This is a genomic window from Stenotrophomonas sp. AC248 (assembly GCF_979258185.1).
On record NZ_OZ409840.1, the window covers coordinates 2,455,298 to 2,479,923 of the forward strand.

General features: G+C 64.7%; 22 protein-coding genes. 14 read left to right on the forward strand and 8 right to left on the reverse strand.

The features are described from left to right. Positions 1-31: 31 nt before the first annotated feature. The 7 genes from tssG to ACZ0AE_RS11155 all read right to left on the reverse strand — a co-directional run bounded on the left by tssG (position 32) and on the right by ACZ0AE_RS11155 (position 6,847). Complete coding sequence (gene tssG, locus ACZ0AE_RS11125; protein ID WP_038687998.1) at positions 32-1,123, reverse strand: type VI secretion system baseplate subunit TssG; 1,092 nt, start codon at positions 1,121-1,123, stop codon at positions 32-34. After that, positions 1,087-2,922: a type VI secretion system baseplate subunit TssF gene (gene tssF, locus ACZ0AE_RS11130; RefSeq protein WP_463601134.1), complete on the reverse strand. Its 1,836-nt coding sequence runs from the start codon at positions 2,920-2,922 to the stop codon at positions 1,087-1,089. The genes tssG and tssF overlap by 37 nt, the downstream gene beginning before the upstream one ends. Position 2,923: 1 nt before the next feature. Beyond that, complete coding sequence (tssE, locus tag ACZ0AE_RS11135; RefSeq protein ID WP_128097832.1) at positions 2,924-3,415, reverse strand: type VI secretion system baseplate subunit TssE; 492 nt, start codon at positions 3,413-3,415, stop codon at positions 2,924-2,926. A gap of 139 nt (positions 3,416-3,554) precedes the next feature. Further along, positions 3,555-4,052 (reverse strand): Hcp family type VI secretion system effector, encoded by a 498-nt coding sequence (locus tag ACZ0AE_RS11140; protein ID WP_038687991.1) that lies wholly within the window; start codon positions 4,050-4,052, stop codon positions 3,555-3,557. 140 nt (positions 4,053-4,192) lie between these two features. Beyond that, positions 4,193-5,686 carry a type VI secretion system contractile sheath large subunit gene (gene tssC / locus ACZ0AE_RS11145; protein WP_038687990.1) on the reverse strand — a complete coding sequence of 498 codons (1,494 nt, stop codon included), beginning with the start codon at positions 5,684-5,686 and terminating at the stop codon, positions 4,193-4,195. Between the two features lie 3 nt (positions 5,687-5,689). Next, positions 5,690-6,190: a type VI secretion system contractile sheath small subunit gene (gene tssB / locus ACZ0AE_RS11150; RefSeq protein ID WP_038687988.1), complete on the reverse strand. Its 501-nt coding sequence runs from the start codon at positions 6,188-6,190 to the stop codon at positions 5,690-5,692. Between the two features lie 36 nt (positions 6,191-6,226). Further along, positions 6,227-6,847 carry a tetratricopeptide repeat protein gene (locus tag ACZ0AE_RS11155; protein WP_428711743.1) on the reverse strand — a complete coding sequence of 207 codons (621 nt, stop codon included), beginning with the start codon at positions 6,845-6,847 and terminating at the stop codon, positions 6,227-6,229. Between the two features lie 303 nt (positions 6,848-7,150). Here ACZ0AE_RS11155 and tssJ point away from each other — a divergent pair, with 303 nt between their 5' ends. The 13 genes from tssJ (at position 7,151) to ACZ0AE_RS11220 (ending at position 23,608) form a co-directional block, all read left to right on the forward strand. Further along, the gene (gene tssJ, locus ACZ0AE_RS11160) at positions 7,151-7,711 is read left to right on the forward strand and encodes a type VI secretion system lipoprotein TssJ (protein WP_241658901.1); all 561 of its coding nucleotides are present in this window, start codon (positions 7,151-7,153) and stop codon (positions 7,709-7,711) included. A gap of 186 nt (positions 7,712-7,897) precedes the next feature. Further along, positions 7,898-9,232: a type VI secretion system baseplate subunit TssK gene (tssK, locus tag ACZ0AE_RS11165; protein WP_038687986.1), complete on the forward strand. Its 1,335-nt coding sequence runs from the start codon at positions 7,898-7,900 to the stop codon at positions 9,230-9,232. After that, positions 9,232-10,023 carry a type IVB secretion system protein IcmH/DotU gene (icmH, locus tag ACZ0AE_RS11170; protein WP_038687984.1) on the forward strand — a complete coding sequence of 264 codons (792 nt, stop codon included), beginning with the start codon at positions 9,232-9,234 and terminating at the stop codon, positions 10,021-10,023. The genes tssK and icmH overlap by 1 nt, the downstream gene beginning before the upstream one ends. Before the next feature lie 156 nt (positions 10,024-10,179). Continuing rightward, positions 10,180-12,687 (forward strand): type VI secretion system Vgr family protein, encoded by a 2,508-nt coding sequence (locus ACZ0AE_RS11175; RefSeq protein ID WP_463601135.1) that lies wholly within the window; start codon positions 10,180-10,182, stop codon positions 12,685-12,687. An 11-nt stretch (positions 12,688-12,698) separates the two neighbouring features. Then, a complete protein-coding gene (locus ACZ0AE_RS11180; RefSeq protein ID WP_463601136.1) occupies positions 12,699-12,926 on the forward strand; it encodes a hypothetical protein in 228 nt (75 codons plus the stop codon). Further along, positions 12,919-14,559 carry a hypothetical protein gene (locus tag ACZ0AE_RS11185; protein WP_463601137.1) on the forward strand — a complete coding sequence of 547 codons (1,641 nt, stop codon included), beginning with the start codon at positions 12,919-12,921 and terminating at the stop codon, positions 14,557-14,559. Before ACZ0AE_RS11180 ends, ACZ0AE_RS11185 begins: the two co-directional genes overlap by 8 nt. Before the next feature lie 4 nt (positions 14,560-14,563). Further along, positions 14,564-15,685, forward strand: a complete 1,122-nt coding sequence (locus ACZ0AE_RS11190; protein ID WP_463601138.1) for a hypothetical protein — start codon at positions 14,564-14,566, stop codon at positions 15,683-15,685. 104 nt (positions 15,686-15,789) lie between these two features. Beyond that, positions 15,790-16,623 carry a hypothetical protein gene (locus ACZ0AE_RS11195; RefSeq protein ID WP_463601139.1) on the forward strand — a complete coding sequence of 278 codons (834 nt, stop codon included), beginning with the start codon at positions 15,790-15,792 and terminating at the stop codon, positions 16,621-16,623. Positions 16,624-17,053: 430 nt separating this feature from the next. Next, positions 17,054-19,918, forward strand: coding sequence for a type VI secretion system Vgr family protein (locus ACZ0AE_RS11200; RefSeq protein ID WP_463601140.1), 2,865 nt, complete (start codon positions 17,054-17,056; stop codon positions 19,916-19,918). Then, entirely contained in the window at positions 19,915-20,424 is a 510-nt protein-coding gene (locus ACZ0AE_RS11205) for a hypothetical protein (RefSeq protein ID WP_463601141.1), read from the forward strand. The genes ACZ0AE_RS11200 and ACZ0AE_RS11205 overlap by 4 nt, the downstream gene beginning before the upstream one ends. Before the next feature lie 11 nt (positions 20,425-20,435). Then, complete coding sequence (locus ACZ0AE_RS11210; RefSeq protein ID WP_313245557.1) at positions 20,436-22,340, forward strand: TIGR02594 family protein; 1,905 nt, start codon at positions 20,436-20,438, stop codon at positions 22,338-22,340. After that, positions 22,330-23,079, forward strand: coding sequence for a M949_RS01915 family surface polysaccharide biosynthesis protein (locus ACZ0AE_RS11215; protein WP_463601142.1), 750 nt, complete (start codon positions 22,330-22,332; stop codon positions 23,077-23,079). The genes ACZ0AE_RS11210 and ACZ0AE_RS11215 overlap by 11 nt, the downstream gene beginning before the upstream one ends. Positions 23,080-23,308: 229 nt before the next feature. Continuing rightward, complete coding sequence (locus ACZ0AE_RS11220) at positions 23,309-23,608, forward strand: hypothetical protein (RefSeq protein ID WP_448133853.1); 300 nt, start codon at positions 23,309-23,311, stop codon at positions 23,606-23,608. Positions 23,609-23,621: 13 nt separating this feature from the next. Here the strand turns inward: ACZ0AE_RS11220 and ACZ0AE_RS11225 are convergent, their stop codons facing one another. Continuing rightward, positions 23,622-24,116 carry a DUF1543 domain-containing protein gene (locus ACZ0AE_RS11225; RefSeq protein WP_313422611.1) on the reverse strand — a complete coding sequence of 165 codons (495 nt, stop codon included), beginning with the start codon at positions 24,114-24,116 and terminating at the stop codon, positions 23,622-23,624. A 106-nt stretch (positions 24,117-24,222) separates the two neighbouring features. On the opposite strand from ACZ0AE_RS11225, the gene ACZ0AE_RS11230 reads away from it, so the two are divergent. Next, positions 24,223-24,543: a hypothetical protein gene (locus tag ACZ0AE_RS11230; RefSeq protein ID WP_038687971.1), complete on the forward strand. Its 321-nt coding sequence runs from the start codon at positions 24,223-24,225 to the stop codon at positions 24,541-24,543. Positions 24,544-24,626: the final 83 nt, after the last annotated feature.

Here is a 24,626-nt window from a genome sequence, read left to right on the forward strand (position 1 = left end):
GCAGCGGCCGGTCAGCCCTGCCCCGACCTGTTCATTGCAGTGTATGGATGCCGTAGGTGGTGTCCGACCGCGGGCCGTCGGCGGCACGCGAGCACATGTAACTGTCCCAGCCCAGCCGCGCGCCGACGCCGGCACCCAGCCCGGCGCCGCGCACGTCTTCCTGACGCAGCACCAACCGCACTTCGTATTCCAGCGTGCCGCCAGTCAGCAGCGACAGCCACTTGGCCAGCGCCTGCTCGGCGCTGCCGCCGGGCAGGAAATCATCGAACTGCTCCCGTCGCAGCGGGCCGATGCTCAGGCGCATGCGCAGGTCGCGCTGCCAGACCCGGTCGCCCGCCAGCGCACTGGCGCCGAGCGTGGCGTTGGCCTGGCCCAGGCGGGTGGACTGCCCTGCCGGCACCCGGTACCAGGCGCCCACGAACTGCTCCAGCGCCAGCGGCACCTGGAAGTAGTCGGCCAGCACCCGCTGCATCAGCGCCGCCGACACCGGGCGTTGCCGCACCGCGCCGGCGTAATAGGCAAAGGCCTGGTCGAACACGTCGCCGTGCCCGTCCACCAGCCGGTCGCGCAGTTCGTTCATGCCCATGCCGAACAGCGACATGATCAACGGCAGGAAGCGCTCGCGACGATCGATCTCGTACTGCAGGGCCAACCGGTGCTTCTTCCACGCCGCGTAATGCAGCGACACCGCACGCGTGGAGAAGATGTCCAGGAACGCACGTGCGGTGCGGTCGCGGTCGTACAGCTCGCGGATCTGCAGGGTTTCGGTGTAGTGCAGCGGCAACGCACCGGAGGTGCCCAGCAATCCCATGAAATGCGGGGTCAGGTGCACCTCGGCCAGGGTCTCGTGCTCGAGCGCGTGGTCGATCGCTGCGGCGTCTTCCAGCTTGTCACCCTTGAGGCTGTACGCCACGCATTCCGAGCTCAACTCGGTGGCCGGGAAACCCAGCGACAACGGGTTGCGGAACCGCACCCGCATGGGCACGGCTTGGCCTGCCTTCACGCCCTGGCGCTGGAACACCTGCTCCAACAACCGCGCCGCCTGGAAGAACTCGAAGCGGTGCGGTTCGGCGAGCAGTTGCTGGGCTACGCCAGGATCGATTCGCCGCTTCGCGCCGGGCATCGGACGATCTCCTCACCACTGTCGCTGGAAACCAGCACCAGCCGGGTGAAACTGTTGGCATGCACGTACAGTGCAAAAAAGTGATCCATCACCTGGGCAAACGCGGCAATGCCGGCGCCCACGAAATGGTTCTCGTTGATGGTCAGGCGGATCTCCAGCCCGCGTACGACCGAGGCAAACTGCTTGCCGGACATCCAGCTGGTCACCGGGTGCTGCTCCAACGCCAGGATGCCGTCGATCTGCCGGGCCGACACGTTGTTGCCGGACAAGTCGTACAGCCGCAGCATCTCCTTCAGCGCGGTCAGCCCGCTCCCGGTCAGCGACAGCTGGTTCAACGACAGGTGCGAAATCAGGCGCCACTGGGCGTTCTTGCCCTGGCGGAAGCGCAACGGCCGGGTCGGTTTGCGCAGCAGGCTGATGGCCCGCGCGGGCGTGCCGCCTTCCAGGGTGAGATCGCCGCCGGCCACGCCATGGGCAAGGTGGCTGGGCAGGTCCCGGTTGCTGCAGGTCAGCTCCAGGCTGACGGTGTCGGTCTGCGGCAGGGTCGGGTTGAAGGCCAGGTCGACGAAGCTGATCTCGGTTTCAAAGCCCGGGCTTTGCCGCGCGATGTCCTCGTCGCGACGCGACACCCAGTACTGGCCGGTGCGGTCCGGGTCTTCGCCGTGGTGCAGCGAATAGAACGGACGGAACGCCTGGATCACTTCGCCCTGTGGCGTCTGCCGGATGCGGTGCACCGAGTCGATCGAGTACACCTCGTAGGCAAACGCACGCCGCGCGTCGGCCAGCACCGCGTAGCTGACCGTGCGATGGGTCACGCGGATCGGCTCGCCCGGCTGGGTGAACAGGTTGACGATCGGGGTGCAGCCCAGGCGCACGTTGCTGGCGCTCAGATCCTCCAGCACCAATTGGTTGCCGCGCTCGGGGGCGCTGGCCTGCAGGATCAGGTGCAGGGTGAAGCTGCGGCTGGCGCCGGCGGTGACCGGCTTGAGCAGCAGGTCGACGAAGCCGAATTTTTCCGGGTAGGCAAACAACTCGGTGAGCAGGCGATAGGCCGGGTGCGAGCGCGCCGGGAAGTCGACCAGCGATTCGTCCTCGCTGAAGCCGACCTGGCGCAGCGGCACCTCGTCCAGGCGGCGCCAGCGGCCGCTGTTGTCGGCCTCTACATAGGCCACCTTGACCCCGAGCGCCATGGCATCGCGCAGCGACGCACGCAGCGAGGGCTCGCCGTCCAGGAACAGGCGCAGGGCATCGGTACCCAGCGTATCGAAGCTGGCCTGGTCGGACATCAGGCGGAAACTGAGCGACACCTGCGCGCCGCTGCCGGCCGGCAGGCTGGTGGCCATCGGCGCTTCGGCCACACCGCGGTAGACCGCCGACTGCACCGCGATCGGTGCCAGGACCACGTCGAAGGCGGTACGGAAACGGCAGGACACGCCGCGCACCGGGCGCGACTGCAGGGCCGTGCCGCGCGCCACGGTGATCGGCGCGCTCAACTTGGACGACACCCCGTCCATGTCGAAATGGGCGATCGAGCACGACGGGAACGGCCGCAGGTAGTGCGGATACAGGACGTCCAGCAGGGCGTCGGTGAATTCGGGGTAATCGTCTTCGATGCGCTTGGAAACGCGTGCGCTGAGCAGCGCGAAGGCTTCGATCAGGCGCTCGACATGCGGATCCTGGCTGCCTTCCGCATTGAGCTGAAGGCGACCGGCAATCTTGGGGTAGCGATCGGCGAACTCGCGGCCGTAGCGGCGCAGGTAAGCCAGTTCGCGTTCGTAATAGGGCAGCAGATCCTGCATGTCAGCTGGTCGCCTGCTGGCGACGCGTACGGCTGACCTGGTACTGCAGGGTCGACGGCTGCAGCATCGCATCGAAGCTGACCGGCTCGCGGGCCGGCTCCAGATCGAGCAATGCGTTGATGGTGAAGTGCAGGCCGCCACCGAACTGCGAGCCAACCTCAAGGCTGACCCCCACGTTCTTCAAACGGCGCTCGTGCCGGGCCACGGCCTGCTCCAGCGAGCGGCAGATGGCGGCACGGTCATAGGCGTTGGCCAGGCTCATCGCGGAAAAATCCGCCAGGCCGTAGGTCAGCAGCGACTGCTTGCAGTTCGGGAACTCGGCCATGTCTTCTTCCTGGAACGCTGCACGGGAATTGAGCAGGCCTTCCAGGTCGCGGGCGATCGATTCCTTGTACTGGTCCAGCGATATGGACTTGAACACATGCCCTCCCCCATTGGACTTGGGGGCATCGTCAAACAGTTTCTCGAGCAAGCTGGGTTCGAGTCCCTTCATTGGTCATTCCGGTCTGTCTGCGTCCCTGCATCATGCAGAGGGGCAACACGCGCTGCGGCCGTTCCTGGCCACTCCCGATGTACTGCCAGGTGATTTCAGACTGCGATGGCGCACAAGGCGCCATCGCAGCGACACTACATCAAACGGCGTAGTTCGGAATGTTCTTGGTTGCACTCCACTGCGCCACGGCCTTGCCACCAACGCCGCCTTCCGGCTTCTGCTGCTGGTAGGTCCACTTGATCGCACCAAAGCTCAACTGAATCACTTCCTGCGGCATCCCCTCGGAATCAACCGTGGTGGTGACGCGGTGAACCAGGACGTTCAGCAGCTCGACCGTGTAGTAATTGATCGCGTTGCCGTCCTTGTCAGCGCGCATGAATTCAATGCGAGCCTTCGGGAAGGTGGTGCCATTGCTGGCCGCCTGGTTCAGGGCAGTGGTGGCGAGATCGATCGTCTTGGTGATTTCGATCGGCGACAGATTCACACGAGCTGCGGTGGTGCCACCCGAGGTCGACGCGGTGGCCGAACGCGGCTGCAGCAGATCCTGCGAGAAGGACTGGATTTCAATCCAATCCTTGTGCTTGTCGTCGTGGGACTCGCCCTTGATGGTGTCGATAGAGAGGAAAGCGTGCTGCATATCTGGTCTCCTAAGTTCCGGTCTTCCGTGAGATTGGGTGCCGGGATCGCTCCCGGCGGTTCAGGGGGGTTTAACCCTCTTGGAAAAACGTCGCTGCAATCAGGGCATCCGCCCCTTGGCGCTACAGCAACATCAATGCGTTACGACTTTTTTGCAGTTGCCGGCAATTCGGCAACCAATCGCAACGAAACAGACAGCTCATCGAGCTGGAAATGCGGCCTGATGAAGGCCACAGCGCGGTAGACACCGGGCTTCCCCGGTACTTCCGAAACGTTCACAGCGGCTTCGCGCAGCGGGTACTGGGCCTTGGCTTCCTGCGAGGCGTTGTCGTCCAGCAGTACGTACTGCGAGATCCAACGGTTCAGGAACTCCTCGACGTTGCCCGCCGACGCGAAGCTGCCAATCTTCTCGCGCATCATCGCCTTCAGGTAATGGGCGATACGCGAGACGGCGAACATGTACTGCAACTGGGCAGACAGGATCGCATTGGCATTGGCCGAATCGGTGTTGTACTTCTTCGGCTTCTGTGCCGACTGGGCGCCGAAGAACGCGGCGTAGTCGGTATTCTTGCAGTGGACCAGCGGAATGAAACCGAGGTCACTGAGTTCTTTTTCGCGGCGATCGGTGATCGCCACTTCGGTCGGGCACTTCAGTGCCACTTCACCGTCGTCGGTGCGGAAGGTGTGGGTGGGCAGGTCCTCGACCAGGCCACCGCCTTCGACGCCGCGGATGGCCGCACACCAGCCGTAATCCTCGAACGCGTGGGTGAGACGCGCGGCCATCGCATAGGCCGTGTTGCACCACAGGAACTTGCTGTGGTCGGCGGCGTCCACTTCCTCGACGAAGTTGAAGCCTTCGACTGTGGTGCCATCCTTCGGGTTGTACGGCAGGCGGCCCAGGAAGCGCGGCAGGGTCAGGCCAACGTAACGGCTGTCCTCGCTTTCACGGAACGACTTCCACTTGGCGTATTCGACCGTGTCGAAGATCTTCGCCATGTCGCGCGGCTTGCCCAGATCGGTGAAGGTCTCCAGGCCGAACATGCCCTCGGACGCAGCCGAAATGAACGGCGCATGGGCCGCAGCGGCCACGTGCGACATCTGCTCGACGAAGTACATGTCTTCCGGCTGGCGGCCGATGAAATAGTCACCGACCAACGCACCGAACGGCGCACCGCCGAAGGTGCCGAATTCTTCTTCGTAGACTTTCTTGAACAGCGCGCTCTGATCGAAATCGATCGCCGACTTGAAGTCCTTGACCAGGTCCTTCTTCGGCGCGTTGAAGACCTTGATCTTCATGTTCGGGCCGGTGGAGGTCTGCTGGCACAGGTAATGCAGGCCGCGCCAGGTGCTTTCCAACTGCTGGAACTGCGGGGCATGCATGACCGCGCTGAGCTGCTCGGAGATGATCCGGTCAATCTCGGCGATGCGCGCATCCAGGGTCAGGTTGAGGTTGTCGGACACCACCACGGTGCCCTCCAACACTTCCTTGGCCAGCTCGGAAATGATGTCCTTGGCACGCTGGTGCTCGGTCTCGGACTTGGCGACCTTGCTCTTCTCGACGATCTGGTCGAGCAGGCCGATTTCCTCGACGGCCGCGGCCGACTGTTCGGCTACACCGGTAGCTTCTGCTGCCATGGCTTATTGCTCCTTGCCCGTGCCCAGCTTCTTGAGCTGTTCGGTGTTGTTCAGGACATCGGTCAGCAGGTCTTCGAGCTTCTCGTTGCCGGCCAGCTTGTTGCGCAGGTCGGCCAGCTTGGTGCGCGATTCCAGCAGCTTGCGCAGCGGTTCGATCTGGTCGACCACCGATTCGGGGCGGAAATCGTCGATCGAGTTGAACTTCAACTCGACGCCGAACTCGCCGCCGCCATCACTGATCTTGTTGGCGACGCGATAGACCGCGCGCGGGGCGACGCCTTCCATCACTTCGTCGAAATTGTCCAGGTCGACGTTGACGAACTTGCGGTCCTTGACCTTGGGCAACGGCTGTTCCGGGTTGCCGCTCAGGTCACCGAGCACGCCCACCACGAACGGCAGCTCCTTCTGTTCGATCGCATCACCCTTTTCCACGTCGTAGGTCAACTGCACGCGCGGGGGGCGGATCTTCTGGAGCCGCTTCTGAATACTGTCCTTCTTCGCCATCGGTGTCTCCTGACTGGGGGCGTTACTGCGTGCGGATCAGTTGCCGCCGAGGTTCTGGAAGGGATCGCCGCCGTTGGACGACGCCGGACGTGCAGCGGGCGCGGCAGCAGGTGCGGCGGCGGCGGGCGCGGCAGTACGACGCGTCCGACGGGCCGGCGCGCGCGGCTTCGGCTTGGGATCTTCAAGCACGGCATCGCCCATGGTCTTGCGCAGCGTGTCGGCCAGGGTCTTGGCTTCCTTGCGCGCAGTTTCCGATGCCAATGCGCCGCGGCCCTGCAGGCGCGTCAGCGAGGTGTTGGCGATGCGGAAGCCGGCCACGGTGATGACGCCATCGGCCACCAGGTCATCCGGATCGCGCTGCAGCACCTCTTCGGCGGCAACGATGGCACGTGCGTACTGGCCCTGGTCGAACTGCAGCTGCGCGATGCGCACCCACGGTTCCTTGCGGGTCGGATCGGCGCGCGCGGCGTCTTCAAAGCTCTTGATGGCGGCTTCCGAACCCACCGTGGTGACCTGCGTCTCCGCCGTGGTCATCGTTGCATCGTACGGAGGCACCGCGCCCTTCTTCGGCGCCGACGAACAGGCCGCCAGACCAGACAGCAGTGCCATTGCCAACAACGGCCGATAGACAGCCTTCCCCATTACCTTCACTTTCATGCCAATCCCTCATGGAAACTTCTAAAGGTGAGTCCGGTCCCCGCCGATACAACACACGGGATTCCCTTCCCTTACCGCCGCAAGTGTACAACTGCAAATACGCAGGGGTATAGTGAAGCGCATAGAGTGTTTCAATGCAACGTTGCCGTTTTTCACACTGTCTTCCGCGATCTTGACGTACATGCGGCTTCGCAACGTCCCGCTGATCACCATCCCCAACCCTCCGTCCGAGAATGCATGAAACCCCTCATGAGCCGAAATTTCTGCTTAGGGCGTCACACTCTTATATGTCTTGTCACGGCGATGTCATTGTCATTGACCGGCTGCGCGAGCGGCGGGCTGGGCAAGGCCATGGACAAGACACTGCAGGCGGTCGGGATCCGTGATGCGCAACCGGAGGCACCGCCGGTGGTTCCCCTGCGGCTGCTGGCTGGCATCAACCTCAATGCCGGCAACGACAAGCGCGCCACCGCCGCGGTGGTGAAGGTCTACCACCTGCGCAGTGCACAGCGCTTCGAGCAGGCGCCCTTCAATGCCTTCCTCGACCAGAGTGGCGAACAGGCCGCGCTGGGTGCAGACCTGTTGTCGGTCAACGAGATCGTGCTGACCCCGGGCAATCGCCAGGAGCTCAAGGAACAGTTGAGTGAAGGGACTGCGGTGCTCGGTGTTGTCGCCCTGTTCCGCGCACCGGCCGAAGGCCGCTGGCGGTTCGCGTTCGACGGCAAGCACAAGAACCTGGCCAACGAAGGTATTACGGTGGGAATCCATGCCTGCGCACTGACGACTGACAGCCAGGCCCTGGTCACACGTGTGTCAGGGGACCCGGGCAGTCTCGCTTCCGTGCGCTGCGTCTCTCCTCGTTGAAGATGCCTGCATTCTGACGTCAGAATCCCGGCATGCGGTAGTATTGTTGAGCAGCCGGGCATCGAAAACGTGATGCATCTCGCACTTTCACATTCCTGTCTTGGGAGTGTGTGTGGAAACCTAGTGTGTATCGGGCGGGGTTGGCCCGAGATTTCCAAGGATTGAAATGTGGCATATGTAAGCAGGATGTCCAAAGTTCTCTGGGGTGAAGGCCTGTTCCTGAGGCCCCAGCATTTCCAGCGCCAGGATGCTTATCACGAGGCGCGTCTGCAGGACCTGTCACTCACGCTGCACCCCTATGCCTGGGGCTGCCGTCGCGTGCGTTTCGATCCGCAGGCACTCGGCAGCGGCACGCTGCGTCCGCTGGACATTTCGGCCGTGTTTCCCGATGGCGAGAGCTACGACGCGCCAGTGCACGACGCACTGCCCGATGCGCTCTCGCTGAAGGACCTGCCGCCCGGCGTGCAGTCCACGGTGATCCACCTCGCACTGCCGTTGCTGCGCGATGACGGCGACAACTGCGCCGATGCCGAGTCGAGCCAGCTGGCCCGCTATCGCCAGATCAATCGCGGCGCCAACGACCTCTACACCGACGCGGTGGAGGCCGAACTCGGCTTCCTCGGCAAGGCGGTGAAGTTGCTGACCGACGAGAACCCGCGCGATCCGTATTCCACCGTGGCACTGGCGCGCATCCGCCGCACGTCCACCGGCGGGTTCGAGCTCGACGACGAGTTCATCCCGCCGTGCGCACACCTGGAAGCCTCGCCGACCCTGCATCGGGAACTGCGCGGCATCCTCGATTCGCTGCAGGCCAAGGTGGACGCGCTGTACGGCCTGCACCGCGAACCATCGAAGAACATCATCGAGTTCCGCTCGGGCGACATCGCCTCGTTCTGGCTCCTGCACACGATCAACTCGTCGTTCAGTTCGCTGGCGCACCTGTACCACCATCCGCAGCTGCACCCCGAACGCCTGCACCAGGAACTGCTGCGCATGGCCGGGGCGATGCTGACGTTCTCCAATGCATATGCGCTCAACGATCTGCCGCGCTACCTGCACGCGCAGCCCGAAGCCGGCTTCCGGCAGCTGTTCGAGATCATCCGCACGCTGCTGGACACGGTGATTTCGGCGCGTTACTTCAAGATCGCGCTCAACGAGGTCAAGCCGTCCTACCATCTGGGCCGGCTGGACTCGCAGCGCATCGATGGCGATGCCTCGTTCTACCTGGCGGTGTCGGCCGACGTGCCGGCGCAGGAGCTGGTGCAGACGGTGCCGGTGCGCTTCAAGATCGGCGCCCCCGACGACGTGGAGAAGTGCGTGCTGTCGGCGCTGCCCGGCGTCAAGCTCACCCACGCCAACCAGGTGCCGGCCGCCATCCCGGTGCGCCCGGGCAGTCACTACTTCGAACTGGATACGCGCGGCGCACTCTATGAGCGCATGCTCAAGTCGCAGTCGCTGATGGTGTACGTGCCGTCCGGTATTGCCGACCTCAAAATGGAACTTGTCGCGGTGACCTCATGATGAATTCGCCCCTGCCCCCTACCCCGGGCCCGATGCCCTCGCTGAGCTCGCATGGCGGCCTGGCCGCGCCTGCCCCGCAGGCGGCCAACCCGCAGAGCCTGCAGGACCTGATGGCCGATGGCTTCTACCTGCTGCTGTTGCTCAAGCGTGGGCAGCTGCCCTCCGACGGCGAAGCGTTCGTGTCCACCGTGCAGAAGTTCCTGGACGGTGTGGAGCGCAACGCCAACCGCATGGGCATCGCCTCCGAAGACGTCTACGCAGCCAAGTACGCGTTCTGCGCCGCGGTGGACGAAGCGATCCTGTCGCAGCCGTCGTCGCTGCATGAGTCCTGGGAGCGCAATCCGCTGCAGCTGCGCCTGTTCGGCGAGCACCTGGCCGGTGAGCACTTCTTCGACCGGCTTGAAGAGCTTCGCCGCCAGGGCGCCCCGCGTCTGCCGTCGCTGGAGGTGTACCACTTCTGCCTGCTGATGGGCTTCGAGGGCAAGTACCGCCTGGAAGGCACCGAGAAGCTCGGCTACCTCACCGCCCGCCTGGGCGATGAGATCGTGTACCTCAAGGGCAAGCGCCACGGCTTCGCGCCGCATGCACTGCCGCCGGACAACGTGCGCCACAGCCTGCGCCGCGTGGTGCCGCTGTGGATGCCTGCAGCCCTGGTGGCCGGGTTCGGCCTGCTCGGCTTCTTCGGCCTGCGCTTCTATCTGGGTCACGAAACCCAGCAGCGGATGGCGGCGTACAACGATGTGGTGCAGATGCCACAGCGTACGGCGCACATCACCATCACGCTGCCCTGAACCAGACAGGGTCGTCGGCCCTTGGCCCGGCGACCTTGCGCTGCTCCACCGGGGCAGCAAGCAGTTTTCAGCGCATGACGGTCCGTGTCGACCTCATGCGGATGCGCACAGGAACGTGCGCATCTTCGCCCATCTTCCAAGAAGCCTGACGACGATATGGACATCTCCCGCTCAGCGGCGCTTGCCGCCCTCGCCTCTCCTTCGCAGCAGGCACGTCTGATCCAGCTGCAGGGCCCTGCCCCTGGCTTGGTCGTGGAGCGCTTCGAGGGCCAGGAATCGGTCTGTGGCAGCACCCGCTTCGAGATCGACTGCCTCTCCACCGATGCCTTCCTGGACATGGACCCGTGGCTGGAGCAGCCGCTGACCCTGCAGCTTCGGCAAGCCGACGGCGGCCTGCGTCAGTGGCATGGGCTGTGCACCGAGGTGGCCCAGCTGGGCAGCGACGGTGGCCTGGCCCGCTACCGGCTCACCCTGGAGCCGTGGACGGCGCTGCTGGAGCTGCGCCGCAACGCGGTGATCTTCCAGGAGCTGGACACCCGCACCATCTGCGAGCAGATCTTCGGCGACTACCCGCAGGCCGTGTTCCGCTTCGACGTACAGTCCACCCTGCCCGCCCGCGCCATCACCACCCAGTACCGCGAGAGCGACTGGGGTTTTGTGACCCGGCTGCTGGCCGAGGCCGGTCTGGCGTGGCGGATCGAGCAGACCCAGGGCGATACCCCCGCACATACGCTGGTGGTCTTCGAGCCCGGCGCCGAGCTCACCGACCTGGGCGCGCAGCGCTTCCACCGCGCCGACATGGCCGAAGCCCTCGATGGCATCACCGCATTTGCCGAGCAGCGCCAGCTGGTGCCCAACGCCAGCAGCGTGGCGAGTTGGCACAGCGAGCAGCTGCAGGCGGTGAGCGGCCAGAGCCAGGCCGAGGCCGGCGAGCTGCCGGCGCTGGAAGTCTATGTGCAGCCGCGTGCCGGCCGCTTCGGCAAGGGCGCCTCGGCCGACGATGAGGCCCAGGCCCGGCTGGATGCGCTGCGCGTACCGATGACCCTGTTCCAGGGCAGCGGCAGCGTGCGCGTGCTGGCCGCCGGCAACCGCTTCACCCTCACCCAGCACCCGCAGCACCAGGGCCAGACCTTCCAGCTGTTGGCGGTAGCGCATGTGGCCGTCAATAACCTGGGCCACGGCATCGTTGAACTGCTTGGCGAATCCGCCCTGGAGAACGGCAGCTATCGCAACCGCTTCCTGGCCGCCCCTAGCGACGCCCCGATCCGGGCGTTGCCGCAGGACCGGCCGACTCTGCACGGCCCGCAGACCGCCCGCGTGGTGGGCGTGTCCGACAGCGTGGTCACGCCCAACCGCGAGCACCAGGTGCGCATCCAGTTCGGCTGGCAGCGCGGCACCGCGCCCAACCCGGGCGGGCTGACCGACACCGGCAGCAAGCTCACCGGGCATGCGCCGGGCGACCAGACCAGCGGCAGCTGGGTGCCGGTGGCCGAGTGGGTCGCCGGCCCGAACTGGGGCACGCATTTCCTGCCGCGCATCGGCAGCGAGGTGCTGGTGGAGTTCCTGCACGGGGACATCGACCAGCCACGCATCACCGGCCAGCTCTACAACGGCGAGGTCGCCCCACCCTTTGGCGGCGGCATCGACGAGAAGGCCCAGCACCCGGGCGTGCTCAGCGGCCTGCATACGCAGTCCCATGACGGTGGCGGCACCCAGCAGTGGGTGATCGACGACACCCCCGGGCAGCTGCGCACGCGCCTGCAGACCTCGCTGGCCGACAGCCGGCTGGAACTGGGCTACCTGATCGAACACGGCGACACCCGTCGCGGCGCGCTGCGCGGCCAGGGCTTCGAGCTGGCCACCCAGGGCTGGGGCAATGTGCACGCGGCCAAGGGCCTGCTGATCTCCACCACCGCGCGCAGCAATGGCGCCTCCACGGTGCTGGACAGCAACGAGGCCGTGGCCCAGCTCAAGGGCGCCGAGCGCAGCCTGGAAGGCATGCACGACACCCTGCAGCAGCAGAACGTACCGGCCCTGGCGGCGCTGAAAAGCACCACCCAGCTGCGCGAGAAGATCGATCCGCAGGTGGACGGCAAGTACGACGGCGAGGTCAACGGCCAGTCTGCAATGAAACCCGATGATGGCCGTACCCCGGGCAGCAACCCGGTGGAGCGCTTTGCCGCGGCCCTGCTGCTGGCCGAGTCGCCCGAGCAGATCATCTGGACCACCCCGGCCAGTGCGGTGGCCTACGCCGGGCAGAACCTGCAGATGACCGTGCAGCAGGACCTGCACATCAGCGCCGGCGAAACCGTCTCCACCGTGTCCGGCGAGCACACCGCGCTGTTTACGCAGGACGGCCCGATCAAGGTGATCGCGGCCAACGGGCCGGTCAGCCTGCAGGCGCACACCGGCGAGCTCGAACTGCTGGCCGACCAGGCCATCACCATCACCGCCACCGACGACCGCATCGACGTGCTGGCCCAGCAGAAGGTGGTGCTGCAGGCCGGCAACAGCGCGATCACGCTGGAAGGTGGGGACATCACCTTCAGCTGTCCCGGCACGTTTACCGTCAAGGCCGGGCAGCATCCGTTCCTGGGTGGGGCCAAGGATGAAGCATTCCTCCCCCGCTTCCCAGCGGCGCGCAGGAAGCCACTCACTGGATAGCCCTTAATTACATGGACGTTGACACGATGCAGGCACTGGCAGGGACGCCATACGAGATCCACTTCGAAGACGGATCTACGATTCAGGGCAAGCTGGACGCAGAGGGCAAGGCGCATCACGGCCCCATACCCGAAAAGAAGGTCGCGAAAGTCATCTACGAGCCACGCGATCCGACACGGGACACTGCCTGGCCCGACCTGGAGCTGATTGCCAACCTGCAGGGCAATACGCATGGCTGATTCAGGTCACGATCGCCCGAACGAAGCAGCCCCGGTCACCCTTCAGCAGTTGCGGGAAGCGCTGGCCTTCGTCACCGAGCAGTACAAGAACGTCACTGACGGCTCCAAGAACGTAGTCGAATGGCTGTGGGAAGCCATCCAGGGCGACTTCAACCAGGAGCGCACTACAGGTCAGATCGCCTTCGACACCGCGATCTCCATGATTCCGGGCGTTGATCAGGTCTGTGACGTCCGTGATGTCGTTGCCAACTGCAAACAGATCAATGACGACACCAGCAACACCTGGGCGTGGGTCGGACTGGTACTGACCCTTGTTGGTCTGATCCCCACTGTGGGTTCGCTCCTCAAGGGCGTTCTCAAGATCTTCTTCATCTACGTGCGCCGCGCCGGTCTGAATCACGTGGCACGTGCAGTCGACGAGGCGATGGATTGGGTAATTACCTTCCTGCGCCGACGCGAGGTGATGAAATACTGGAAGGCGCTGAAATGGGATCGCCTGTTCCATGAACTGGCCAACCAGACCCGCGTGGTACGCGCCCTGGTCAGCCCAAAGATCCTGCTCGATGCATTCGACCGCGCCATCAAGCTGATGGACAACCTCCTGGGCTATGCCAAGCACATCCCTGTGGTTGGTCCCGCTGCACAGGAGACGCTCAAGCTGGTGAACAACGTTCGCAGCTTGGCAAGAAAAAAGATCACCGAGTTCACCGCTCCCGCGCTGAGGACTCTGGATGAGATCATTCGGCGACTGGAATTCGAGGACTTCCTTCAACGTCGAAGCGTCCTCGATGCCGGCAACGTACATTTCACCGGAACCCTGCCTGAGACACACGCGGCGACACTGATGCGTCGCGTCCACCCGCAACCGTCCTGGCTGAGTGCAGGAAGGCCGACGAAGAACATCCGACTCACTGCCAAGGCCGAAAGGCCTCGCGTTGAAATAAAAGAGAAGGATGGCTACCCCCTTCTAACCGATAACCAGATCGAGAGCTTTACGCGCTTAAAGGACGACATCCTAAACGGCCCCATGAAACTCTACCGGATCGTCTCGCCAGCCAATTTCGCTGCGGGAGCAGATTGGATGACCGAAGATGTCTTCAACACAATCATGCGATCATCCGACGCCAAGGCTGCGTGGCGTAAGAACCTTGCAGTTTGGCCAGACTGGAACCCTAACGGCCAGTTCGTCATCTATGAACTAAAAGCCGGCGAGAAGATAAGGGTCTGGCGAGGCGAAGCATCAGCTCAGGTAAAGACGAAGGACATTCTTCCAGACCACCACCTGGAAGGCGGATACGAACAAATAAAATTTGATGGAAGCGCGTCCTATGACCTGGAAGGAAGGCCAATTCAGGATTCAGCGAAGAACATTCGACAGTCTCCCGACAGCTCAGCGTTCTATGACGTAAATCCGACAACAGGAGCGCTGACTCCAAGTAAGATGACATACCCCATCTGGAAGGATCTGCCATCTCATGAGCAGGTGAAGTACCAGAGCCTTAGAACCAAGATCAATCAACCCAGCATTCAAGGCCCATTTGATACCCACTGGGGAACGAGTGACTTCGGCACCCAATTGAATGACGTAAGGCTGGGCCTCCCCAGCATTCCCGGCCAGGTCACCAAGAGCTAAGACGATGTCCATTCATTACATGGAACTAAATCCATGGCATAAGCGTCAAGCTACGCTTCTCTATCACTTCGCTTCGCTGCCTTACGTCAGAGGCTTACTTGGACAAATCGATCAACTGATAGATTTCACAGACTCCTTGATCGACGAACGCTCCGGCTTGGACTCCCAAGGCAGAGCACTCGCCAACTGGCAGCCCGTAGATACCGCCGGACACTTTTCGACCTACGCATTCCCTGCCCTCATAGATTTCAGGGAGAGCGTCATAAAGAATATCGCTCGCCGCGCATACGAATCATATGACGAAGTCGGCGAAGGCCAGTGCTCGCAGATGCTTACCGAGTATGCATACAAGATGCTATGGGCCAGCAAAGAGCAAGAGACGCTATTCAAAGAAAGGGCCGAATCAACATTCAGGTACGCTGGACTGATCAGCGGAATGATGAGCCGTCCAACCACTTGGAATGACTTCATCTTCTGGCTACTGTGGCAAGAACATGGGCAACACTTCGCGCGGATTCCTCGCTTCCGCATTCGAACAGATGTGGTATGCGCGAGCGGGCAGGTTCCGCCACGAACGGGCGTATACGTTCCGCAGGACGACCCCATGTCTGCGCTTCAGTTCGGCTGGACCGGCGGCTATGGCGAGCTCGGTAATACCTACACATTGAACGAGTTTGGATTGCTCGCCTTGCACCAAGTTGGCAGGGCGGGATTGTGGTCAGATTCGCCAGGACTGCACAGGCTGATCAATGAGCCGAAGCACCGCCAACTGCCCAACATCTATGACATTGAGCTTGAGCATGAGAAGCTTGCGGCCGCTGCCGTTTCGAGGCAAGGGTTTGAAGCGCGCACGTGCGAATGGTATTTCGTCGAAATGGTGAACGACGAGTACGAGGACCATGATGGGAGCTACACGGGCACCGCCTCTGCTGCAACCTCCATACGGCCACACAGAGTCACAGGAGGCGAGTTGGTTCCCCAAAGCGGCTGGTGGTATACGCCCGCCAATATGGGCTCAACGCGATACTTCAAGAAGGACGACCGCTTTCCCCAGCTGGAGGGAAACGAGTTCGGAACCACCTTCTGGATCTGGTCACCGGATCAGTCTGCACCGAAGCTTGGCTGAGGGCACGCTGCGCGATGCGAACAAACGAACCGGAGCTGGCTCCCTGGCACCGACGCCAAGCGACGCTTCTCTACCATTTTGCTTCCCTGCCCTCCCTCAAAGGCTTGCTGGAGAAGATCAATCAACTGATCAGCTTTACCGACGACATCCTCGAAGATCGTGGCGGCTTGGACGCTGCGGGTCGCTCACTCGCCCATTGGCAGCCGGCCGATACGGCTGAGCACTTCTCAACCCATGCATTTCCCGCACTGGTAGACTTCAGAGAGAAAGTGATCAGAGCCATTGCAGCTCGCAGTTACGAACGCTACAGCGAAGCCGGTGAACGCCAGTGCTCCAGAATGTTGCAAGAGTACGCCTACCAGATGATCTGGGCGACCGGCGAACAGGAGGCATCGTTCCAAGGTCGCGCAGAAGCTGTCTTCAAGTACGCTGGCAACATCAGCCGTATGATGCGCCGCCCCACCACCTGGAATGACTTCGTTTTCTCGTTGTTGTGGGAACAGAACAGGCAGGATTTTCCACGTATTCCCTGCTTCCGCGTAAGGACCGATATTGAATGCGTGAGCGCCCAAACTCCGCCACGCACGGGCGTTTACGTTCCGCAGGATGATCCCATGGGGGCACTTCAGTTCGGCTGGACAGGCGGCTATGGGGAACTGGGTGATACGCATACGTTGAACGACTTCGGAAAGATCGCCTTTGAGCGGGTCGGCAGAGCCGGACTCTGGTCCGACGAATCAGGCCTTCATGCGTTGATCAATGAACCTCGGCATCGACACTTACCAAGGATCGATGACAGTGATCGAGCGCGCGTGGATTTTGCACCGGCTGCCGTCGCCCTGCAGGGGTTCGAAGGCCGCCCGTGCAAGTGGTACTTCGTCGAAATGCTGGAGGGTGAGTACGAGGACCATGATGGCAGCTACGCAGGCCGCGCTTAGGCATTCCCCGGGTCGCCGTTAGCTTTCGTCCCGTTCCCGCCACCAGGCGGAGTGGCCCGGCAGCGCAAGTGGCCAGTTGGCCCCTGCAAGCCGGGAACGCCCGCCACCAAGCCAAGCGCCACAAGAGGGGGGCACCCACGATGGAATCCGGGCGCGGCGACGCGCCATATGGTGCTGTTCGTCACACTTTGGCGCCTACTCTTTGACACGATTGCCGCGTATCTCGTCGGATGCGCCAGAATTACCCCCTCCTTGCCCAGCCGTTGCCGGGCGCGCGTCTGGGGACGTGACGGGAACCGTAGGTGAAATGGCCCGGGGACGGGGTTTGTTATGGTCCCGGGTAAGTGGCGTGGGGACTGGCGGTGTTGGGCGCTGATGCGACCGCCGCCGGGCACATGCTTGGTTGCACTCCTGACATGGGATTGTCGATATGGATGTCTCCCCCGCACAGTTGCTGGCTTCGCTGGGCGCCCCCTCGCAGCAGGCACGTCTGATCCAGCTGCAGGGCCCGGCCCCTGGCTTGGTCGTGGAGCGCTTCGAGGGCCAGGAAGCGGTCTGCGGCAGCACCCGCTTCGAGATCGACTGCCTCTCCACCGATGCGTTCCTGGACATGGACCCGTGGCTGGAGCAGCCGCTGACCCTGCAGCTGCGGCAAGCCGACGGCGGCCTGCGCCAATGGCATGGGCTGTGCACCGAGGTGGCCCAGCTGGGCAGCGACGGTGGCCTGGCCCGCTACCGGCTTACCCTGGAGCCGTGGACGGCGCTGCTGGAGCTGCGCCGCAACGCGGTGATCTTCCAGGAGCTGGACACCCGCACCATCTGCGAGCAGATCTTCGGCGACTACCCGCAGGCCGTGTTCCGCTTCGACGTACAGTCCACCCTGCCCGCTCGCGCCATCACCACCCAGTACCGCGAGAGCGACTGGGGCTTTGTGACCCGGCTGCTGGCCGAGGCCGGCCTGGCCTGGCGGATCGAGCAGACCCAGGGCGATACCGCCGCGCACACGCTGGTGGTGTTCGAGCCCGGCGCCGAACTGACCGACCTGGGCGCACAGCGCTTCCATCGCGCCGACATGGCCGAGGCACTCGATGGCATCACCGCGTTTGCCGAGCAGCGCCAGCTGGTCCCCAACGCCAGCAGTGTGGCCAGCTGGCACAGCGAGCAGCTGCAGGCGGTGAGCGGCCAGAGCCAGGCCGACGCCGGCGAGCTGCCGGCGCTGGAAGTCTATGTGCAGCCGCGTGCCGGCCGCTTTGGCAAGGGCGCCTCGGCCGACGATGAGGCCCAGGCCCGTCTGGATGCGCTGCGCGTACCGATGACCCTGTTCCAGGGCAGCGGCAGCGTGCGCGTTCTGGCGGCCGGCAACCGCTTCACCCTCACCCAGCACCCGCAGCACCAGGGCCAGACCTTCCAGCTGTTGGCGGTAGCGCATGTGGCCGTCAATAACCTGGGCCACGGCATCGTCGAACTGCTTGGCGAATCCGCCCTGGAGAACGGCAGCTACCGCAACCGCTTCCTGGCCGCGCCCAGCGACGCCCCGATCCGCGCCTTGCCGCAGGACCGCCCGACCCTGCACGGCCCGCAGACCGCCCGCGTGGTGGGCGTGGCCGACAGCGTGGTGACACCCAATCGCGAGCACCAGGTGCGCATCCAGTTTGGCTGGCAGCGCGGCACCGCGCCCAACCCGGGCGGGCTGACCGACACCGGCAGCAAGCTCACCGGGCATGCCCCGGGCGACCAGACCAGCGGCAGCTGGGTGCCGGTGGCCGAGTGGGTGGCCGGGCCGAACTGGGGCACGCATTTCCTGCCGCGCATCGGCAGCGAGGTGCTGGTGGAGTTCCTGCACGGAGACATCGACCAGCCACGCATCACCGGCCAGCTCTATAACGGCGAGGTCGCCCCACCCTTTGGCGGCGGCATCGACGAGAAGGCCCAGCACCCCGGCGTGCTCAGCGGCCTGCATACGCAGTCCCATGACGGTGGCGGCACCCAGCAGTGGGTGATCGATGACACCCCCGGGCAGCTGCGCACGCGCCTGCAGACCTCGCTGGCCGACAGCCGGCTGGAGCTGGGCTACCTGATCGAACATGGCGACACCCGTCGCGGCGCACTGCGGGGCCAGGGCTTCGAGCTGGCCACCCAGGGCTGGGGCAATGTGCACGCGGCCAAGGGCCTGCTGATCTCCACCACCGCGCGCAGCAATGGCGCCTCCACGGTGCTGGACAGCAACGAGGCTGTCGCCCAGCTCAAGGGCGCCGAGCGCAGCCTGGAAGGCATGCACGACACCCTGCAGCAGCAGAACGTACCGGCCCTGGCGGCGCTGAAAAGCACCACCCAGCTGCGCGAGAAGATCGATCCGCAGGTGGACGGCAAGTACGACGGCGAGGTCAACGGCCAGTCTGCAATGAAGCCCGATGATGGCCGTACCCCGGGCAGCAACCCGGTCGAGCGCTTTGCCGCGGCCCTGCTGCTGGCCGAGTCGCCCGAGCAGATCATCTGGACCACCCCGGCCAGTGCGGTGGCCTACGCCGGGCAGAACCTGCAGATGACCGTGCAGCAGGACCTGCACATCAGCGCCGGTGAAACCGTGTCGACGGTGTCCGGCGAGCACACCGCGCTGTTTGCCCAGGAAGGCCCGATCAAGGTCATCGCGGCCAACGGCCCGGTGAGCCTGCAGGCGCACACCGGCGAGCTGGAACTGCTGGCCGACCAGGCCATCACCATCACCGCCACCGACGACCGCATCGACGTGCTGGCCCAGCAGAAGGTGGTGCTGCAGGCCGGCAACAGCGCGATCACGCTGGAAGGTGGGGACATCACCTTCAGCTGCCCCGGCACGTTTATCGTCAAGGCCGGGCAGCATCCATTCTTGGGCGGCGCCAGCGACGCCGCTGCCGTTCCCGCGCTGCCCGACCAGACCTTCGCCTTTACCGACAGCCTGCGCTTCGCGGTGGAAGGCGCGGACGTGCTGGCCGGCGACCTGGGCTGGACCAACCTGCCCTTCAAGATCATCGACCAGGACAACAAGGAAGTGGCCGCCGGCACCGTGGGCGAGGATGGCCGCCTGCCGCGCGTGATGTCCGAGGGGCTGGGCAGGACGCTCACCCTGCAGGTCGGCGAGGACAAGTGGGAGAAGATCACCGCCGCTACCGGCGCGCCGCCGGAAGAAGACGGCGACAACGATGACGACCCCGATGGCGACCGCTACCGCGGCGAGCTCGATGCCGCCGCGCAGACAAGCGCCCTGACCCCGGAGCAGATCCTCGAACTGCTCGGCAACGAGAACGATCACGCATGAAAACCCTGTCGTATCTGCTGCTGGCCGCCGCGATCGCCGCCGCCCCGGCGCAGGCCCAGCAGTACAAGCCCGGTACCGCCACCATCGCCAGCGCGCAAGGCACGCTGCGGGTGAACTCGGGCCTGGTCAACCATTTCAACGCGCACAGCTTCTACGTCTACAGCTTCCAGTGGCAGCCGCAGGGCAAGGACGCGGTGTGGAACCAGGTGCCGCTGCTGGCCAAGCCGGACGCGGTGCCCAGCGAATTCGTGTTCAAGACCACCGCGACCGCGGACTTCCCGTTGAGCGACGCTCGCGTGGTGCAGGCCGGTGGCAAGACCTGGCTGACCACGGCCCAGCTCACATACGAGGACACACCGTACGACGACAACGCCAGCGTGGAAGTGAAGCGGTATGAGCTGGTGCGCCAGCCCGACGAAGACCGGTGGGTGTTCGTGCTGCGCAGCACCCGCAACGTTGGCAAGAAAACCGTCACCCAGGCGCTGGCAGCGCCGCCATCCCCCTGAGCGTCGAGCCCATGACCACGTACATCAGCGCGGTATTTCACAAGGACATCCGCACGGTGGAATTCACCGCTGCGAACGGCGACAAGATGTTGCGCACCGGCGGTACGTTGGCGTGGCTGCTCAACAACCCGGGCAACCTGCGCCCCGGCGGCAAGTACGTCAGCATGATCGGCCAGGCCGACACGGCCAGCGGCAAGTTCGCCATCTTTTCCAGCGCCGAGGAAGGCCGCAAGGAGAAGCGCGCCCTGCTGCGGCGCAAGTACAACGACATGACGTTGTACAACGCGATGCACACCTATGCCCCGGAAGGCGAGAACGACACGGCCAAGTACCTGGCGTTCGTGCGCAAGAAGTCCGGCGCGACCGACCAGACGGTCATCAAGGACATGACCGACGAGCAGTTCAACGGCATGGTCGCGGCGATGGAGCAGTACGAAGGCTTCAACGCCAATTCGGACACGCGCAAGGAAAAGATCGTGCACGCCACCCAGGTGTCGCTGTCCGATGGCGCCAAGCCGCTGCCGTCCTTCCCCGTGGTGGCCAAGACCAGCACCGGCAAGGAGAAGAAGCTCACTACCAACGCCTATGGCGTGCTGCCCGCGTTCATCACCAGCAAGCCGGGTGAGATGGTGCAGCTGTTCGCCGAGGAGGCCGGCAAGGTGGGCACCAAGATCGGCGAGTTCGTGCTGGACCAGGCGTCGACGTCGTTGCTGTTCGCGCGGCCGCTGGTCACCGCGCTGGCCGGCTCGCAGCCGCACAACCCCGACAGCAGTCCGCGCGACGCCAAGCGCGCGCCGATCCGCTATGTGATCCAGCCAAAGGACACGCTCGGCACGGTGGCCAGCAAGTTCAAGACCAGCGTGGACGAACTGGTCAGCAACAACCGGATCCGGGACCGCAACAAGGTCTTTCCGGGCGAGGTGATCTGGATCTACGGGCCGGCACCGCAGGGCAGCACGTCCGGCGCGGCCGCCAACGATGCCGCACCCGCCGCCGCCCGGAACAGCTATGCGATCAAGCGCGGCGACACGCTGTCGGGCATCGCCGACCGCCACGGCGTTTCGGTCGACCAGCTCATGGCCGCCAACCCGGCGATCAAGGACCGCAACAAGATCAGCCCGGGGCAGTCGATCAACCTGCCGGCCGGTGCGAAGAAGGCAGAACCGGCCTCCACCGCAGTCACCAAGCCCAAGACCAGCCAGCCGCCTGCCTCCAGCAAGCCGAGCGGGCCGGCGCCCAGCCTGGTCAAGCCGCCGCCGGTTGCCCCGCCCAAGCAGCCGGCGGTAAAGCCGCCCGCGGCCGTGGACACCCGGCCGGTGCGCAGTGCCGAGAACCAGGCCCACCCGATCGCGTTGGTACCGTACTCGCAGCAACGTGCGCCGTGGATCGAGCATGCCTACGCGCAGGCCAAGAAGTGGTCGGGCAAGAAGGAAGCGGTGATCACCAAGACGATCAACTTCCACGACGAAATCGGCTACGGCAAGCAGTTCAAGACCATGGCCGGCGGAGACAACGCCTGGTGTGCCTCGTTCGTGAACTACTGCATGCGCAAGGCCGGGTACCCCATCTCCAGCCCGCATCCCTACCGCGCCCGCTCGTTCGCTGCCGACACCACCAACTACGTGCAGATCGATGCACCGGTATTTGGCGCGATCGCGCTGGTCAAGACCAGCCACGTGGGCTTTGTCTACGCGCTCGATGGCAGCAGCCCGATCCTGCTGGGCGGCAACCAGAGCGACCAGATCAACTTCGTCAAATACAATCCTGCGTCGCTGCGCTATTACGTGCCCAAGGCCTACCTGGCCTTCGCCAACAAAGAACTGAAGGACCCGAAACTCGATGCGACCCACGCCAAAACCCTCAATGACGCCCTCGGCATCGTCGTCGTCACCAAGGCCAGCGGCAATGAGCGTTGACCGCAGCAGCTGGCTCGCCGTGGCCTGCGCGCTGGCGTTGGCCGCATGCGGCGGGCCTGGCAAGGCGGCGACGGACACCGATGTCGCCACCGATGCCGCCCCTGAAGGCTCCGCCCCGGCCGCGGCGCCCGCGCAGCCGACGACCGGTGGGTTTGCGGTCCTGCCCGCCCTGCCCGGCAGCGAAACCGATGGTCTGGGCATCCGTGACCCGCTGAAGCTGGTGCACTACCGCGACACCGCCGGCGAAGGCCTGCTGGTGCTGGCGCGCACCGATACGCGCACGCACGACGCCGACAGCGACCAGGACATGGACGTGGCCACCTTGACCGCCACGCTTTATGGCCGCACCGCCGCCGACGCCCCCTTCGTGCAGCGTTGGCAGAGCGAAAGCCCGACCGAGTGCGAAGGCCTGGACCTGGACGCGGGCTATTTCCTCGACCAGAGCGGTGCCAGCGACCTGGACGGCGATGGCGTGGCCGAGCTCACCCTGGCCAGCCACAGCTTCTGCGGCGGCGGCGTGGACCCGCAGCAGATCGTGATCGAACTTCGGCGCGACAACGATGTCTACCGCATCGACGGCGAATCGCTGGTCACCATCGAAGGCGACGCACCGTTCGGCGGCGAGCGCCAGGACAGCGCGTCCTACAAGGATGCCCCGCCGCTGTTCCAGAAGCATCTGGATGCCGTCTGGAAGGCCGTCTACACGCGGCGTGGCGGACAGGATGAAGCGACGCCGTAGTCGCGCGGGCACACGCCCCTTCGTGTTCCGGGGTGGCCGGCTCGCCGGTGGCTGCCTGCTGTTGCTTGCCTGCAGTGGCGTAGCGGCAGCCAACACAGAACGGCCGCTCCCGTCCCACCGCCCTTCTGCCGCGGTCACCGACGTCGCGGTCCGCGGCCATGACGTGGTGTTCAAGCGGGGCACCCGTGCGATCCGGATACGGCTGGGATCGGCGGTGGATGGGTGGCAGGTGAACTGCGCCCGCACCCGCGCGCTCGCCTGGGGCGTCCCGTGGGACCAGATGGCCCCCGGCACCAGTCGCTACGCCAACGTGTTCCTGCTGGACCTGGAGGCGGCGCAGGTGCTGGCCCGTTTCTCGCTCGTGCATGGGCCCTACGAGACCGCTTTCAGCGCGGACGGGCAGTGGGCGCGGGTGGATGACATCGTCCTGCGCCAGCGTGATGGCGAACGCGCCACGGTCACGGTGGCCGCAGCGGAGCAGGCCGAAAGCTGCCCCTCGATGGACCGGCAGCCGTCGCCCACCGGCTGAGGTACGGGCGCGCTCAGCCGATCACGATGTAATCGCTGACCAGCGTGATCTCCGCATGCGCGCCCGGTTGCAGCTGCACGTAGCGGCCGCCCACCTGGTCGATGGCGATGCAGTCGTCCACGTCCAGCACCGCGTCGGTATGCGGCATGATCCAACTGGCGTCGCGCAGGCCCTTGGCCTTCTGCCTGGCATCGGCCACGTCAGCGGCGACCAGCAGCAGGTAGTCGTGCGCCTCGCCCAGCGCGCGTGGCACGTAGCCGCCCAGGTTGATGAAGAACAGGCGCGGCGCAGCCGGGCCCGGGGCAACATCGCCGAAACGGACCTGATGGCCGTCGACCCCGTCCACTGCCAGCCAGCCGTCCACGTGCAGGCCCTTGGCGTCTCCGAACCACTCCCGGCGCAACTGTGGGTAGGCATCTTCGGGGCGGTCGACATTGGCGAAGGCCACGTCATGGACCTCGATGCGCGCACGCGCATGGCGCCCGCCCAGCATGAACACGTGCAGCACTGCCCTCTCCCGCTCTTTTGCAACGGCGTGCAGTGTAGCGTTGTCACCACGCGAAGATCGCGGCGGCAGTGGTATCGTCAGCGCCTGAATCCGCAGGAGCGACCCCATGACTTTCCATTCGCGCAGCGTTACTTCCGGCCGCCTGGCCGCCACGCTGGCCCTTGTCGCCAGCCTGGCGCTCAGCGCCTGCGTCAGCACCCCCGGTCCGCAGGTCAAGGGTCCGGGCCTGTGCAAGGCCGATGGCCTGGAGTGGGCCGTGGGACAGCCGGCCGATGAAGCCACCATGCGCAAGCTGTCGGCGCAGAGCGGTGCCGGCCTGGTCAACCCGATTGGCCCGGAAACCATCACCACCCGTGACCTTCGCCAGGATCGCCTGCGCGTGTTCATCGACAAGCAGAACGTGATCACCGCCGTCCGCTGCGAGTGATTCCCCACCGGGTAGAGCCACCCCATGGGTGGCTGTGCCATCAGATCGCGGGTTTTGCGTGCAGCCACCCATGGGGTGGCTCT

Coding starts and splice junctions, on each gene's coding strand:
- tssG (WP_038687998.1), bottom strand. CDS start 1,123: ATGCCCGGCGCGAAGCGGCGAATCGATCCTGGCGTAGCCCAGCAACTG.
- ACZ0AE_RS11140 (WP_038687991.1), bottom strand. CDS start 4,052: ATGCAGCACGCTTTCCTCTCTATCGACACCATCAAGGGCGAGTCCCAC.
- ACZ0AE_RS11200 (WP_463601140.1), top strand. CDS start 17,054: ATGGATGTCTCCCCCGCACAGTTGCTGGCTTCGCTGGGCGCCCCCTCG.
- tssK (WP_038687986.1), top strand. CDS start 7,898: ATGTCCAAAGTTCTCTGGGGTGAAGGCCTGTTCCTGAGGCCCCAGCAT.
- tssC (WP_038687990.1), bottom strand. CDS start 5,686: ATGGCAGCAGAAGCTACCGGTGTAGCCGAACAGTCGGCCGCGGCCGTC.
- ACZ0AE_RS11205 (WP_463601141.1), top strand. CDS start 19,915: ATGAAAACCCTGTCGTATCTGCTGCTGGCCGCCGCGATCGCCGCCGCC.
- ACZ0AE_RS11215 (WP_463601142.1), top strand. CDS start 22,330: ATGAGCGTTGACCGCAGCAGCTGGCTCGCCGTGGCCTGCGCGCTGGCG.
- tssE (WP_128097832.1), bottom strand. CDS start 3,415: ATGAAGGGACTCGAACCCAGCTTGCTCGAGAAACTGTTTGACGATGCC.
- ACZ0AE_RS11155 (WP_428711743.1), bottom strand. CDS start 6,847: ATGAAAGTGAAGGTAATGGGGAAGGCTGTCTATCGGCCGTTGTTGGCA.
- tssB (WP_038687988.1), bottom strand. CDS start 6,190: ATGGCGAAGAAGGACAGTATTCAGAAGCGGCTCCAGAAGATCCGCCCC.
- tssF (WP_463601134.1), bottom strand. CDS start 2,922: ATGCAGGATCTGCTGCCCTATTACGAACGCGAACTGGCTTACCTGCGC.
- ACZ0AE_RS11180 (WP_463601136.1), top strand. CDS start 12,699: ATGGACGTTGACACGATGCAGGCACTGGCAGGGACGCCATACGAGATC.
- ACZ0AE_RS11190 (WP_463601138.1), top strand. CDS start 14,564: ATGTCCATTCATTACATGGAACTAAATCCATGGCATAAGCGTCAAGCT.
- ACZ0AE_RS11230 (WP_038687971.1), top strand. CDS start 24,223: ATGACTTTCCATTCGCGCAGCGTTACTTCCGGCCGCCTGGCCGCCACG.
- tssJ (WP_241658901.1), top strand. CDS start 7,151: ATGTCATTGTCATTGACCGGCTGCGCGAGCGGCGGGCTGGGCAAGGCC.
- ACZ0AE_RS11210 (WP_313245557.1), top strand. CDS start 20,436: ATGACCACGTACATCAGCGCGGTATTTCACAAGGACATCCGCACGGTG.
- ACZ0AE_RS11185 (WP_463601137.1), top strand. CDS start 12,919: ATGGCTGATTCAGGTCACGATCGCCCGAACGAAGCAGCCCCGGTCACC.
- ACZ0AE_RS11175 (WP_463601135.1), top strand. CDS start 10,180: ATGGACATCTCCCGCTCAGCGGCGCTTGCCGCCCTCGCCTCTCCTTCG.
- icmH (WP_038687984.1), top strand. CDS start 9,232: ATGAATTCGCCCCTGCCCCCTACCCCGGGCCCGATGCCCTCGCTGAGC.